Genomic DNA, 15355 nt, shown 5'->3' with positions numbered 1-15355 from the left:
GAGAGGGGCTTGCAGGAAACGCGCCAGCTCTGTTGGGGCGGTTTCAGGGGAAGGAAGGCGAAAAGACGACCGTATGCGGCCTTTATGGCGAGGGAGCCAGCTCCCTCTCCACGAGTGTCAACGCTGCACAGGGCAACGTTCAATCCGGCAACCACCCCCACAACCAATGCTGCAGGTTCTTGCCGCTGAGCATGTAGTCCCGCAGCACCGCTTCGCGCAGTTCGTCACCCATGCGGTAACTCGCGTCCGGATCGGCCAGGTGCATGCGGATCGCTTCAACCCACTCCTCGGTGCTGTTGCTGCGCACTTTGGTGCAGGGCAGAAAACCGTCGTAGGCCTTGGTGTCGGTGCAGATGACCGGGTAGCCACAGGCACCGTATTCCAGCAAGCGCAGGTTGCTCTTGCAGTCGTTGAAAATGTGGAACTCCAGGGGAGCCAGCGCCAAGTCGAGATTCAGGCTGGCCAGCTTGAATGGGTAGGTGTTCAAGCCGACCGAGCTGTGGAACTCATGAATATACGGACGCAGTGCATCCGGGCACATACCGAAGAACACCCATTCCACTTCGTTTGCCAACTCGCGAACCACGTCCGCAATGATTTCCAGATCACCGCTGTGGCTGGTTCCTCCCCCCCAACCCACCCGAGGCTTGGAGGACGTTCCGCGCCGGCTGGTCAGCTTCGCCCACGGCTCAGGTGGCAACATGTTAGGCACGATACGAATTTCATTGTGCATGCTGGACAAGGCATCAGCGAGCGAAGGTGTCGTCACCACCACACGATCACACAGCCCGATTCCTTCGCGCAGCATCTGTTCGATATTGGCCGGCTTGTTGCGCGCATGCGTGTTTTTCTTGGGTGCCTGGATGACGTAATCGTCGAGTTCGAAAATCCGCAAGGCACCGGAGTATTTTTTCATTCTGAGAATATCGCCGGCGGCCCCTTCGCTGTAGCGCCCCTGCAATACGATCGTATCCGGCGACAGGCGCTCAATCTCGACGGTAGGAGGCGACTCGTAGGCGACCCGAGCGATTACCCGCCCGGCGGCCTCCAAAGCGGCCAACGGGGCCGTGACGCGATAATGCCCAACCGCGGTGGCGTTGACCGGCAAGCCAAGTATCAATGGCAGGGCGCGGCGGCAGAACGGGTTCCAATTGTTGCGCAGCGAAGGTTCCAGGCTGAAGCTGGACGCCCCGAGGCTCAGCGCAGGGTTGTAGCCTGGATCCTGGGCGATCTGCGGCAGCCATTTGCGATAGAAGATTTCGCGCTCGCGCTCCACCAACGTGGTTTCTTCAGGCTGGACAGCGGTCGACGGCAGGTCGACTTTCATGACCGTGGCGTAGGGCGTCCAGACAACCAGGTAGCCAATTTTTCCTGCGCGCAGGCACAGATCGACATCGCTGAGGCCGAAGGTTAAGGACGCATCCAGGCAGCCGAGTTCATCGAATACCTGCTTGCGCACCATCAAGCAATCGCTGCTTACCGAACTCCAGTTCTGCGTCGTATGCAAACGCTGCATGTAGCCGCGCGAAGCCGCGGATTCACCGTAGAACGGCGTGCCCACCGGCCCAGCCAACCCAAGAACTTGCCCGCCGCCGACAACCGTGCCTTGAGGACTGAGTATTCTCGCACCGACCACCGCTACCTCAGGACGCTGGGCATGATTGACCATCTCGTCCAACCAGTCATTTTCACAAATGACCGTTTGCGGACTGAGCAACAGCAAATAGTCGCCCCGGGCCTGACCTGCAGCAAAATTGCGCACCGCTGCATCGCTGTCATCACCGGCGTATCGCAATACGCGCAACATGCTCGCACCCAACTGCGACATGTTATCCAGCCAGTCGAGCATTGCCGGGTCCCGGACGCCGCTGTCAACAATCAGAATTTCATAATGGGTGTAGGCCGTACGTTCGATCAGGCTCTCGGCGCAACGCTGCAAGGCGGCGAGCGAGTCACCGGTACGCATGATGATCGATACCAGCGGGCGCTCGCCGTGTCGGTAGCTGATGCGGTTGATCAACGGCAAGGTGTCCGGGGAAATCTCATGATCGATGCCGATACGCTCCAGATGCGCGCCAACCAACCGGGCGTTGCCCTCGATCACCTCGGGCAGCGACAACCATTGGGCGAAGCTCAGGACCGACTCAACCTGGATTTCCGCGATGTGTTCGATGGTCTGAGGGCCAGCCTCTTCCACCAGGCGCCAGAGCAGATCGTGGGGCGCCAGTTCACCGTGATCCGGTTCAAAACCACCGAGGGCCATGAATCGTTCACGCTCGAAAGCCAAGGTCCGACCGACATAGGGATAGGCGCGCATCAGGTCCAGGTTGAAATCCGGCTTGAACACTGGCTCGAAGGACTCGCCGTCCACCAAAGCGCCTTCATCGCTGTAGACGCAAAGGATGCCCGGCCTCCCGGCAACGCGCTCGGCCAGGATCAACAACGCTGAATCGCGCAGCACGTCGCCCGCGCGCAGCACGTAGAACCAATGGGCGCCTTCCAGCTGTGGAACGATGGCATTAAGCTGACTCGGCCAATCCGCCTGGTAAGGCAACTGCAGAACCCGTTCATCCGATTCGCAAGGAGCATCGGAAAGCACCACTACGGCCTGGGCTGAATACAGCTGGCCCTTGATGCTGCGTAGCGTCGCCTCAAGCGACTGCGCATCGCCGAGCGCGTCGATGACCAAAGGCACGATGTTCGGCCGAAACGGCCAACTATCGATGCGCGCGGGCATGACGCGTCGTTCTACCTCACTGAACCGGCGGACGGCCAGCCATTCCCGATAGAAGTCGGCATAACTATCGCTTTGCGCCCCGACTCGACCATTCACGACGGTATTGCGGTTGCCCAATACGCGGGTTACGCAGAGCTCCTGCCAGGCGTGAGGTTCATCGGTGATCTTGTCCAGATCAATGCAGCGCACCCAACCAGAAGCCGGCGCCGCTTCACCGCTGCGCGCGACAAGCATCTGCGCCAGCCATTCCCACTCTGTCTTTGCTGCCTTGAGCATTTCCGGGGTCTTGCTCAAACGCTCCGGGTAGAGGCGCTCGATACTCAACACGGTATTCAAGGCAATCAGATTGCCGCGTCGCATCAGGCAGACAAACAAAGCAAAATCGAGCACCGCAACAAAACCGGCACCGTCCTGAATCAGCGCGGGCAGCAATTCCAGCACATCGGCCCGGCGCATCAGGGTGGAACTGAAATTGCCGATAAAGTTGGTTGGCGTGCTCTCGAAAATTGCCAGCATGTCGTCGCCTTTGAGCAAGGCGTCATTAGGCGAGAAGCGGCAGTTATCCACCCGGGGCGGCAAGATGAAGTTGCCTGCGTCGCACAACAGCCGCAGCGCGAACACCACGCTCACGTCAGCATGATCCATCAACGCCTGGGCCTGCATCGCAATGCTCGGTGCGAATAGACGATCGTCATCGCACAAGACCTTGATGAACTCGCCCTGCGCCTCATCGACACAACGCAATAGGTTGCCCGGCAGTCCTAGCCGTTGAGGATTTTTCAGATAGCGGACCGGATGGGCCGGCTGTTTGAATGACGCGACTATGTTGCGAATCTCATCGTCAGGCGAATCGTCGCAAACGATGATTTCAACGTTTTCGTAGGTCTGGGCCAACGCACTGAGCAGTGCCTGGTCAAAGAACCGAGGGTTGTATGCGGGGATGACGATGCTGACGAGGGGAAGTGACTTCACGGTTTAAACTCTCGAGCGGCGGGCCCCGGCCTTTTCAGGCCGGAGCCCCGGAACCGCTTAAAAAAAGACGGTTGGCGGCTCGGTCGATACCGGCTCAGATCTTGTTGAACAGACCCAACTGGGCGATCTTGCTGAACGCCAGTTGCGAGGCTTGCAGCATGGTCTGTTGCAATGTCAGGCGGGTTAATACCTCGGCCGAATCGGAGTCACGGATCGACGATTGGGTCTGTTTATTGGCCAGCATCAAACTCTGGTTGGTGTCGCTCTGGGTGTCCAGAGCGGCACCACGACCACCCACGGAACTCAGGGCGCTGGACAATTGATCGGTGCCGCTTGCCAGGTTGCCGATGCCGGACGCCAGCGAAGCCTGCAGTTTCTGCAACGCTATCGGATCGTTGTTGGTCGGTGTGTTCAACGCGGTTTTCAGCTGATTCACGGTGTCCAGGATGTTCTGGGTTTCGTGGGTGTTGACCGCGATGCTGAACTGATCGTCTGCGGCTGGCGTGCCGTCCAGGGTGAAGCTCACGCCCGAAGCGGTGGCTACGTTACCGGCCAGGGTGCCGCTGGACACGGGTTGGCTGTTAGCGGTAAGCGGCGCTGCGTAAAGGTCGAAATCGGTGGCGCTGGTGAACTTCAACACGGCCGCCCCCGTAGGGAAACTAGCGTGGTAGGCCACCGGATCGGTGATTTCGCTGCCGGTGACTTGCACCGCGGTCGGGTTGCCAGGACTGCGCATCGGAACAAAGGTGTCCGGCTTGGCAGCCAGGGTGAAGGTATGGCCTGGCAACACCGTGCCAGGGACATCGCCCGTTTGCAGATTGATGTTCAGGGTCAGCTCCACACCACGGAACTGGACCGCCTGCCCGCTCTTGCTGTTAGGGTCGAACGCGCCGCCCTGGCTCGCTTCGGCGGTCACGTCATTGCCGAGCGAGTCGGTGATTCTCAGTTGCGTGCCGCTGGTGAACTCCACGGTGTACGGCTCGCCGCTGCGGAACTTGCTGTTATAGCTAACGCTGGAGGAAACCTGGCCGTCGGACAAGACCACGCGCCCGTCATCCACCGGCGGCGCGGTCCGAGTGACCTGGCTGCGGCTGGTGTTGACGGCTTGCTGGAACACTTCCCAGCCGGTGCTGTTGGTGGCCATCGACATGGTGTCACCGACCGGCAGGTCGAGCGTCACCTGGTCGCCGTTGTAGCTGTAGCTACCATCGGTGTTGCGGGTGAACGGGACGGTGTCACCCTTGGAACCGGAGAAGATGTACTTCCCGTTTTCGTCCTTACTGTTCATCAGGCTCAGCAACTGTTCTTCGATCTGCGCCAGCTCCGAAGCGTTGGCCTGACGGTCAGCGTCGGTGTAACCGGCGTTACCGGCACCGACAGCCAGTTCCTTGGCGCGCTGCAGCACGTTGCCGATGCTGGTCATCACCGCTTCGGTGGTACCCAGGGTGGCCTTGATGGTGTTGGCGTTGGTTTCGTACTGGGCCAGCATCGAAGCCTGGGTACCCAATTGCAGCAGACGCGAAGCGCCCACCGGATCATCGGCGGCGGTGTTCACGCGCACCAGGCTGCTGGCCTCTTCGCTGGTCTTGACCACGTTGGCGAAGTTCTTCTGGTAGTTCGCAGCCGTGCTTTCGTAAAACTGAGAAGTAGAAATGCGCATGGGCTACGGCTCCTTAAAGACTGTTGATCAATGTGCTGAAGATTTCCTGCGCAGCCTTGATGATCTGCGAAGACGCGGTGTAGTACTGCTGGAACTTGACCAGATTGCCGGTCTCTTCATCCAGGTCAACGCCCGACAGCGAGTCGCGGGCATTCTTGGCGTTGTCCAGGATCGCGCCGGTGGCGGCGCTGTCCAGCTTGCCTTGGGCGGCCTTGGCACCGACGCCTTCCACCAATTTGCCGTAGGCATCGTTCAAGGAAATGCCCTTGCTGGCCGAACCGGTATCCACGGTTTTGGCGGTCTGCAAGCCAGCGAGCACGGTACCGTTACGGTTATCAAGGCTACCAGGCTGACTGAGGCTTATATCAATGCCGGCACCGTCGGACGGCGCGCCGGCGATGGACATATCGAACGTGACGGTACGCTGCACCGGCGGTACGGACGAATCCATGATCGGGGCGCCGGTGGCGTCCTTGAGCGGAACGCTCAGGCTCAGGGTGTTGCTCTGACCGGGTTTGATGGTGCCACTGCTGATCACGCCGCCCTTGGCATCGAGCAACTGATAAGCCTGGCTGGTGCCACCGGCCGACGTCGCCCCGAACACCACTTTGACCGGCATCGAATTCTTGATGCCGTTCTGGATGATGCTGGTAGTGGCTTCGTCGTAAATGTCCAGCTTGGTGGTCATGGTCGGCTGGCCGCTGGCCGGAATGGTCAGCGTGCCGCTGCCGCCCGGCGTGATGGCGGCGCCCAGCGGCGCGGCAATCGCCAGCCGCTTGGAGTCGGTCATCTCGGTCTTGATGCTGCCCGCGGCGTTGCGGGTCGGGGTGATCTTGAACGAGTCACCGACGGCCGCGGTGCCGTTGGCGAAGGTCAGCGAGAAACCATCGACCACCGGTGCCGGCGTGGTCGCGGTGTTGAACGCACCCATCGGCGTGTTATCAGGCAGACGCTGAACGGTGTAGTCGGTGGCGCTGGTGAAGGTGATCTTGTAGTCGTTGGTGGTCAGCTTGCCCGTGTCTTCGATCGACACGTTGAAGTTGCCGGACCCGGCGCTGTTGCCCAGCGAGGCAACGCTGCGCTGGCTCATCTGGGCCGCACTGTTGATGCTGCTGAACAGGTTGGAACCGAATGCGCCGTTCTTGTCGATACCCGAGGCCTGGATGCTGTTCATCTGGTCGGCGACGACCAGCGCCACACGGCCCAGCTCGTTCATGGCCGGGTCGAGGACGGTGCTGCGGTAGCGCATCAGGCCACCGATTTCACCGCCGGTCATCACCTGGGTGATGTCCATGACGCTGGAGCCGCTGTTGAGCTGGATGCCAATGCGACCGGGGTCGTTCTTGTCCGGCACCGCTTCCAGTTTATTGGTGATATTGCCCATGACCAGTGGCTGGCCGGATCCCAGGTAGATGTCCAGGCTGCTGCCGTTCTCCACGACCTGAGTGCCGGTGAAGGTGGACAGCTGGCGAATGGTCTCGCTGCGTGCATCGAGCAGGTCGTTCGGCGCGCCGCCGGCGTTGGAGACTTCGGCGATTTTCTTGTTCAACTGGGCGACGGTGGTGGCCAGGCTGTTGATCTGCTCGACCATGTTCGACAGGTTGCCGTTGATGTTCTCGCTCTGCGCCGTCAACTGGCTGGCTACCGAATTGAAACGGTTGCTCAAGGCCTGTGCATCGCTGAGCAGCAACTGGCGAGAGGCGTCGTCGCCCGGCTTGGCGTTGACGTTCTGCACCGAGGCGAAGAACTTGGTCAGCGCGCCGTTGAGGCCAGTGCCGCTGTCCGACAGCAGGGAATCAAGCGGTGTGATCTGCCCCTGGTAGGCCGCCGCATCGCTGTTGAGCGAGGTGGTGGTCTTCAGTTGCGCTTCAAGATAGGAGTTGTAGACCCGGCGTACGTCCGCCAGGGTCGTGCCGGAGCCGATGAACACGTTGCCGTACTGGTTCGACGCCTTGGTGGTCTGCACGGTCTGCTGACGCGAATACCCTGCGGTATCGACGTTGGCGATGTTGTTACCCGTGGTCACCAGTGCGGTCTGGCTTGCGGACAGACCCGACATCCCGATATTGAGCAAACTCATGGTTCAGACCTTATAAAGTCGTGGTGGCACCAGCCGAAGCGTAGTTTTGGTAACTCGTCATCTGCCGGGCTATGTTCGAAATCTTGCTGGCGTAGTTCGGGTCGGTGGCGTAACCGGCCTTCTGCAACTCGCGTACAAACTGTTCCGGGTTATCGGCCGACTTCAGCACAGCTTGATAGCGACTGTTGCTTTGCAGCAGATTGACCAGGTCATGGAAACTGTCACGGTACGAGGCGTAGGAACGGAACTCGGCCGTCTCCTTGACCATCTCGCCATTGCGGAATTCGCTGGTGATCGCCCGCGCCGAATCGCCCTTCCAGTTCGCGCTGGCCTTGATGCCGAACAGGTTGTGGCTGCTGCTGCCATCGGGCTGGCGCATCACCGATTTGCCCCAACCGGTTTCGAGAGCAGCCTGGGCCACCAGGTAACGAGGGTCGACGCCGATACGGTCCGCTGCTTCCTTGGCCATTGGCAGCATGGCGTTGACGAATTCATCGGCATCGCGGAAGGCCTTGCGCGCCGGTGCCAACGGTGGCTGGGCCACGGCGCGGCCATAGACTTGCATGTCGCCTTTGGGCTCGGCAGCCTTGAGCGCGGCCAGCCAGTCACCGTTGGCCAGCTCACCGGAAGCCGGCTTGACGGCGGCAATGGCGCGATCAGGCAAGACGTTCTGCGCCATCGCTTCAGGCTTGACCGATGCCGAAGGCACCAACCCCGCGAGCAAGCGGTCGGCGAGTTTCGGTGGCAGGGCCAGGCGGCGCTGGTTGATCAATTCCATGTCGTTACGGTGAATGCCCTCGGCACCTTGCGGCGCGCTCACGGCCCGCGACGCCCAGAGTGGGCGCTGGCCGTTGCTGCGCGACAACGGCCCGTCGGGCAGCGTTCCGGCCGCCACAGGCGTGGGTACTGGCGCCTTGGCCTTGTCCAGCGCCTCTTGCTGCTTGGCGGCCGATAAGGTGGCCGCCTCGCCCGAGGCCAGCGGTTTGTTCTTCGACATCTGGCGCAGCAGCACGTCAGCCAGGCCGATACCGCCGCCCTCGCGGGACATGGAAACGGCCAACTGCTGGTCGTACATTTCCTGGTATTGCTTGGCTTCCGGCGTGTTCATCGGATTGTCCTTGCCCAGGGCCTCGGTGGCCGAACGCATGGACTTGAGCATTTCGCCGAGGAACAGCGACTCGAACTCCTGCGCCACTTTGCGCAGGTTGCCTTCGCTGTTCTTGTCGCCGACCTTGAGCTGATTGAGGCGATTGAGGTCCGAATAGGACGCTGAATCCCCACTGATCAAGGCGCCTTTGCGCATATTCACCATGACCGCTTTCCTTAAATCACGATCAGGTCGGCTTGCAACGCGCCGGCCTGCTTCAAGGCTTCGAGAATCGCCATCAGGTCGCCCGGTGCCGCGCCGACCTGGTTCACCGCCCGGACGATTTCATCCAGGGTCGTGCCCGGGCCGAACTTGAACATCGGCTTGGCTTCCTGCTCGGCATTGACCCGTGAACGCGGGACCACGGCGGTCTGGCCGTTGGACAATGGGCCCGGCTGGCTGACGATCGGGTCTTCGGTGATGGTCACGGTCAGGCTGCCGTGGGTCACGGCGGCTGGCGAAACCTTGACGTTCTGGCCAATCACGATAGTGCCGGTGCGCGAGTTGATGATGACTTTCGCCACCGCCTGGCCCGGGTCGACTTCGAGGTTTTCCAGGATCGACAGGTAGTCGACCCGCTGGCTCGGATCCAGTGGCGCGGTGACGCGGATCGAACCGCCGTCGATGGCCTGGGCCACGCCTGGGCCGAGCATGTCATTGATCTTGTCGACGATGCGCTTGGCCGTGGTGAAGTCGGAACGATTGAGGTTCAGCGTCAGGCTGTTGCCCTGGTTGAAACCGCTCGGCACCGCACGTTCTACCGACGCGCCGCCAGGGATGCGCCCGGCCGACGGAACGTTGACGGTGATCTTCGAACCGTCGCGCCCTTCGGCATCGAAACCGCCCACCACCAGGTTGCCCTGGGCGATGGCGTAGACGTTGCCGTCGATACCCTTGAGCGGGGTCAGCAACAAGGTGCCGCCGCGCAAGCTCTTGGAGTTACCGATGGACGAAACGGTGATGTCCACCTGCTGGCCGGGCTTGGCGAAGGCCGGCAGATCGGCACTGACCGACACTGCCGCAACGTTTTTCAACTGCACGTTGCCGGAGCCCGCCGGCACCTTGATGCCGAACTGCGACAGCATGTTGTTGAAGGTCTGCAGGGTGAACGGTGTCTGTGTGGTCTGGTCACCGGTGCCATTGAGGCCAACGACCAGGCCGTAGCCGATCAACTGGTTGGAACGCACGCCGGAAATACTGGCGATGTCCTTCAGGCGCTCGGCTTGAGCGCTGAAGGCTGCCGACATCACCAGGGCACCGATCAACAGCTGTTTAAGATTCAACTTGATCACCTAGAAAGGGAACTTCGGGCTGAGGAAGAAGCGGTCGAACCAACCTGGCTGACTCGCATCGGCAAAGGCACCAGTGCCCGAATAGGTGATGCGCGCATCGGCCACGCGAGTGGACGAAACGGTGTTATCGGTGGCGATGTCATCGGCCCGAACCATGCCGGCGATGCGTACCAGTTCGTCACCGGTGTTGAGCGTCAGCCACTTTTCACCCCGTACGACGATGATGCCGTTGGGCAGGACGTCGGCCACCGTCACGGTGATCGAACCGGTCAGGCTGTTGCTCTGTCCCGACTTGCTGTCGCCCTTGGTGGCACGGTCGGCGCCATAGCCGGCGTTGAGGCTGAGATCGTTGCTGCCGATCGGATTGTTGGTGGTCAGGCCCGAGCCGAACAGCGATGTCAGGCCGACGCTGGTCTCGCTGGTCTTGTCGATCTGCGAGTTGGCGTTCTTGCTGGCCTGGGTCCGCTCGTTCAGGGTGATGGTGATGATGTCACCGACCCGGAAAGCCTTGCGATCGCTGTACAGGTTCTGCTCGAAACCGGCCTGGTAGATCGAACCGTTATTGGCCGCCGCCGGCAACGGTGTGCGCGGCAACACCGGAGCGTAATACGGGTCATTGGGCCTTGGCGTTGGCGCGACACAGCCCGCCAATGCGGTGATCCCACTCAATGCCAGAACAGATACGAAGCGATTCATGACCCTACCTCTTGGTGTTGCAGGCGACCCTGGAGCCGCCCTGTCTACGTGATGACGAATGTTGCGACGCGATTACAGGTTCTGCGTGACGAACGAGAGCATCTGGTCGGCGGTGGAGATCACTTTGGAGTTCATCTCGTAGGCGCGCTGGGTGGTGATCATGTTGACCATCTCCTCAACGGTGCTCACGTTCGACGTTTCCAGGGTGTTCTGCAGCGTGGTGCCGAAGCCGTTCAGGCCAGGCGTGCCGACTTGTGGCGCGCCGCTGGCAGCGGTTTCCATGAACAGGTTGTTACCCACCGCTTGCAGGCCGGCCGGGTTAATGAAATCGGCGGTCTGCAGGTTGCCGATCACCTGGGAGGCCGGGTTGCCCGCCACGGTGATGGACACGGTGCCGTCGCGGCCCACGGTGAAGGTCTGGGCATCGTTTGGGATGATGATGGCCGGTTCCAGGGCGAAACCACTGGCGTTGACGATCTGGCCATTGGAATCGAGGTGGAAGGTACCGTCACGGGTGTAGGACGTGGTGCCGTCCGGCTGCAGGATCTGGAAGAAACCGCGACCGTCGATGGCCATGTCCAGCGGCTGCTCGGTGGTCTGCAGGCTGCCGGCGTTGAAGTTTTTCTGGGTGCCGACGATGCGCACACCAGTACCCACTTGCAGGCCCGACGGCAATTCGCTGTCCTGGGTCGACTGGGCGCCTGGCTGGCGTTTTACCTGGTAGAGCAGGTCCTGGAACTCGGCGCGATCACGTTTGAAACCCGTGGTCGAGACGTTCGCCAGGTTGTTGGAAATGGTGGACAGGTTTGTGTCCTGGGCGGACAGACCTGTTTTGGCAACCCAAAGAGCCGGAAGCATTCGATTCTCCTCTCACGCCTGTTTTTCGGCGCAGCGCTGTAATTAGTGATTAGATCTGCAAGACCCGAGCCATGGCCTCATCGCCTTCTTTGGCGGTGTTCATCATCTTGACGTGAAGCTCGAACTGCTTGGCCAGGGCCAGCACCGAAGTCATTTCATCCACGGCATTGACGTTGCTCGCTTCCTGGAAGCCCGACACCAGTTGTACGTTGGCATCGATGGGCGCGGGCTGGCCGTCCTTGGTACGGATCGAGCCGTCGAGGCCCTTGGTCATGTTCTTGAGGTCAGGGTTGACCAGTTTGATTCGGTCCACCTCAGCCATCACCCGCGGGCCTTCGCCCATGGCGCGAATGCTGATGGTGCCGTCCTGGCCGATTTCGATTTTCTGCTCTGGTGGCACGGCGATCGGACCGCCATTGCCCATTACCGGCATGCCGTTGCCGGCCCGCAGCACACCCAGGGCGTCAACGTTGAGGCTGCCGGTACGCACGTAGCTTTCACCGCCGTCGGGATTCTGCACGGCCATCCAGCCCGGTCCGCTGACCGCCACGTCCAGGTCGCGACCGGTTTCAACCAGCGCTCCCGGGGTAAAGTCAGTGGCAAACGCCCGCGCCGGAAAGCTGTCGCCGAACACCGGCATCGAACGTGCCTGCTCCAGGTCTTTCTGAAAACCATTGGTGGAGATGTTCGCCAGGTTGTTGGCATGGGCCCGTTGCGCCAGTGCGTTCTGGCTGGCGCCGGTCATTGCCACATAAAGGTACTTGTCCACTGTCGTTCCTCTGCATGCCGGACGTTTGCCGCCCACTGCTGTGTTGCAGAGCCTTAAGCAAATTGCAGACCAACTTATTTCTGACGCTGGTGGGGCCGGTAAATAAAGGACTTGGCGGAATTGAAATGGATTATGGAAACGTATCGAAGACGAAAAACCGGCGGTGTCGTGCCGCTTACGGCAAGTGTCCGCCTAACCTGATCAAATAGACGCCCCGTGGCGAGGGAGCTTGCTCCCGCTGGGCCGGTCCGACGCCTCGGGCGTAGCGGCCCCACACTTTTGGCGATTGCTACGCAACCGAGCGGGAGCAGCTCCCTCGCCACGAAGCGTCTATCATCACATGCCGGGTTCTTTGCCCACCTCATACTCACGCAACTTATTGGCAATCGTCGTATGGGAAACCCCCAGCCGCTTGCCCAGTTGCCGGCTGCTCGGGTGTTCGGAATACAGGCGCTCGAGCACGGCTTTCTCGAAACGGCCGACGATCTCGTCCAGCCCTCCGTCGAGGGAAAAGTCACCGAGGGGTTGGCGCACGCCGTAGTCCGGCAGGCGAATGTGTTCGGCCTTGACCTTCCCGCCGTCGCATAGGGAAACGGCCTGGAACAGCACGTTTTCCAGTTGCCGGACATTGCCTGGCCAGTGGTAATGACTGAGCCGGACCATCGCCGCTGGGGCCAGTCTTGGCAGTGGGCAGCCAATCTGGCGACTGGCCTGGTCGAGGAAATGCTCGACCAGCGGGGCCAGCCCGTCGAGGCATTCGCGCAGCGGCGGGATGTGCAGAGAAAGCACATTCAGGCGATGGTACAAATCTTGACGGAATTCTCCCCGGGCACAGAGTTCGGATAAATCGACCTGGGTCGCGCAGATTACCCTGACATCCAGGTAGACCTCTTCGTCACTGCCTACGCGGCGGAAGCAACCGTCCTGTAGGAAACGCAGCAATTTCACTTGCAAGCGCGGACTCATTTCTCCGACACCGTCGAGAAACAGCGTACCGCCCGCCGTCAGCTCCAGCAGCCCGAGCTTGCCTTCGGCCCGCGCCCCTTCGAAGGCGCCGGGCCCGTAGCCGAACAGTTCAGTCTCGGCCATGGACTCCGGTAATCCGGCGCAGTTGAGCGCCATCAACGGCGATTGCCCCCGTGGGCTTGCCAGGTGACAGGCACGGGCCAGCAATTCCTTGCCGGTTCCGGTTTCGCCTTCTATCAATAGCGGCGCGTCCAGCGGCGCCATGCGCCGGGCCTCGCGGACCACCGCCGCCATTACCTTCGAACTCTGGAAGATACTATCGAAGCCGCGCAGTTCCTGCTTGCGCACGTTATAGATGCGCTCGCCCACCCGGTCGGCGCGGTGCAAGGTCAGCACCGCGCCGGCCATCGCCTCGCTGTCGTCGTGCTCCGATTGCAGCGGCGCGATGTCCGCCAGGAACACATCGCCCTTGACCTTGACCCGCAGGCCATTGATCCGCGATTGGTTGGCGCGCACCAGTTCCGGCAGGTCGAAGTCCTCGGCGTAGCGGGACAAGGGAATCCCCGGCACCTCGTCGACCCGCACCCCGAGCAACTGCGCCGCCGCCCGGTTGGCCGCGACGATGGAGCCGCCCATGTCGATGGACAACACCGGAAACTCCAAGGCGCCAAGCAAGGCATTGAGCTCCATGTGCCGACGCTCGCTCGGCATCAGCCCTACGCGCTTGACGCCGAACACCCCGGCGATGCCTTCGAACTTCGGACGCAACGCCTGGAACTGGATGTTGATCAGGTTCGGGCAATGCAGGTAGATCGCATTGCCATGCTCGCCACCGACCTCGCCCCGGGCGACGTTGATGCCGTATTCCACCAGCAGATTGAGAATGTCCCGCAGGATGCCGATGCGGTTCTGGCAATGGACTTTGATACGCATGAGAGGCCCGATGCTGTTCACTTAAGGTTTGTTTGATTCATTGTGGCGAGGGAGCTTGCTCCCGCTGGGGCGCGAAGCGGCCCTGTTTTTTTGGGGCTGCTGCGCAGCCCAGCGGGAGCTAGCTCCCTCGCCACAGTTTTTTGCGCTGCGGCGCAAATAGCCGTCAAGATTATGTGACAGTTTGAGGACCTTTCCCAGCCGAAAATACCTGCAACACCGAGACTCGCCAGAATACGTAACGGAAACTTTACACTTTGTGCATTACTGGCGGTTGTTCGGCCAGCTAGCCCTGCTGCGCCTGCCCCTGGTTTGGGTTATCCCTTATGCATCGCTGGAGATAACAACAAACAAATCTTCCCCTTGAGGGATATCAGCAGGAGAGCAGCATGAAGCAGACGCAATACGTGGCCCGCGAGCCCGATGCGCAAGGTTTTATCCACTACACCGCTGAAGAACACGCAGTGTGGAACACGCTGATCACCCGCCAGCTGAAAGTCATCGAAGGCCGTGCGTGCCAGGAGTATCTGGACGGTATCGACAAGCTGGGGTTGCCCCATGACCGCATCCCGCAGCTGGACGAAGTCAACAAAGTGCTGGGCGAGACCACGGGCTGGCAGGTCGCCCGGGTGCCCGCGCTAATCCCTTTCCAGACCTTCTTCGAGTTGCTCGCCAGCAAGCAGTTTCCGGTGGCAACCTTTATTCGTACCCGTGAAGAACTGGACTACTTGCAAGAGCCGGACATTTTCCACGAGATCTTTGGTCACTGCCCTCTGCTGACCAATCCCTGGTTTGCTGAATTTACCCACACCTACGGCAAACTCGGCCTACAGGCCTCCAAGGAAGAACGCGTCTACCTGGCGCGTCTGTATTGGATGACCATCGAATTCGGCCTGGTGCAGACGCCGCAAGGCCGGCGCATCTACGGCGGCGGCATTCTCTCGTCGCCCAAGGAAACCGTGTACTGCCTGTCAGACGAGCCGGAGCATCAAGCCTTCGACCCGCTGGAAGCCATGCGTACGCCTTATCGCATCGACATCCTGCAGCCAGTGTATTTCGTGCTGCCCGAGCTCAAGCGCCTGTTCGACCTGGCCCACGAGGACATCATGGGCATGGTCAAGCGCGGGCGGGAACTGGGCCTGCACGCACCGAAATTTCCACCGAAAGCCGCGTGAACCGCTGGTTTTGATTCCAATTGAGTCTGTTGCGCCTCGCGACTTTGCTTTAGCGTGGCTGCATCGACGTTTT

Annotated in this window: 10 protein-coding genes; 1 reads left to right on the top strand and 9 read right to left on the bottom strand. The window is 60.9% G+C overall.

Annotated features, from left to right (window positions below; translation table 11 throughout):
• Positions 1-139: 139 nt before the first annotated feature.
• From J3P81_RS07530 to J3P81_RS07490, 9 genes are all read right to left on the bottom strand, one after another.
• Entirely contained in the window at positions 140-3709 is a 3570-nt protein-coding gene (locus J3P81_RS07530; RefSeq protein WP_434562968.1) for a glycosyltransferase, read from the bottom strand.
• 94 nt (positions 3710-3803) lie between these two features.
• Positions 3804-5369 carry a flagellar hook-associated protein 3 gene (locus tag J3P81_RS07525; protein ID WP_434562966.1) on the bottom strand — a complete coding sequence of 522 codons (1566 nt, stop codon included), beginning with the start codon at positions 5367-5369 and terminating at the stop codon, positions 3804-3806.
• Positions 5370-5382: 13 nt separating this feature from the next.
• On the bottom strand, positions 5383-7449 hold the full coding sequence (gene flgK, locus J3P81_RS07520; protein WP_420767401.1) for a flagellar hook-associated protein FlgK: 2067 nt from the start codon (positions 7447-7449) through the stop codon (positions 5383-5385).
• 10 nt (positions 7450-7459) lie between these two features.
• Complete coding sequence (gene flgJ / locus J3P81_RS07515) at positions 7460-8758, bottom strand: flagellar assembly peptidoglycan hydrolase FlgJ (protein ID WP_434564086.1); 1299 nt, start codon at positions 8756-8758, stop codon at positions 7460-7462.
• A 14-nt stretch (positions 8759-8772) separates the two neighbouring features.
• Entirely contained in the window at positions 8773-9843 is a 1071-nt protein-coding gene (locus tag J3P81_RS07510) for a flagellar basal body P-ring protein FlgI (RefSeq protein WP_170847652.1), read from the bottom strand.
• Between the two features lie 45 nt (positions 9844-9888).
• Positions 9889-10584, bottom strand: coding sequence for a flagellar basal body L-ring protein FlgH (flgH, locus tag J3P81_RS07505; RefSeq protein WP_420767402.1), 696 nt, complete (start codon positions 10582-10584; stop codon positions 9889-9891).
• A gap of 72 nt (positions 10585-10656) precedes the next feature.
• Positions 10657-11442, bottom strand: a complete 786-nt coding sequence (gene flgG, locus J3P81_RS07500; protein WP_186610404.1) for a flagellar basal-body rod protein FlgG — start codon at positions 11440-11442, stop codon at positions 10657-10659.
• A gap of 49 nt (positions 11443-11491) precedes the next feature.
• On the bottom strand, positions 11492-12211 hold the full coding sequence (locus tag J3P81_RS07495) for a flagellar basal body rod protein FlgF (RefSeq protein ID WP_434562964.1): 720 nt from the start codon (positions 12209-12211) through the stop codon (positions 11492-11494).
• Positions 12212-12547: 336 nt separating this feature from the next.
• Complete coding sequence (locus tag J3P81_RS07490; RefSeq protein WP_434562962.1) at positions 12548-14110, bottom strand: sigma-54-dependent transcriptional regulator; 1563 nt, start codon at positions 14108-14110, stop codon at positions 12548-12550.
• Positions 14111-14496: 386 nt separating this feature from the next.
• On the opposite strand from J3P81_RS07490, the gene phhA reads away from it, so the two are divergent.
• Positions 14497-15282, top strand: a complete 786-nt coding sequence (phhA, locus tag J3P81_RS07485; protein WP_186704640.1) for a phenylalanine 4-monooxygenase — start codon at positions 14497-14499, stop codon at positions 15280-15282.
• Positions 15283-15355 lie beyond the last annotated feature (73 nt).

It is taken from the genome of Pseudomonas sp. R1-6, assembly GCF_051132115.1.
Classification (GTDB): Bacteria; Pseudomonadota; Gammaproteobacteria; order Pseudomonadales; family Pseudomonadaceae; genus Aquipseudomonas.
This window is presented reverse-complemented; position numbering and strand designations above follow the sequence as displayed.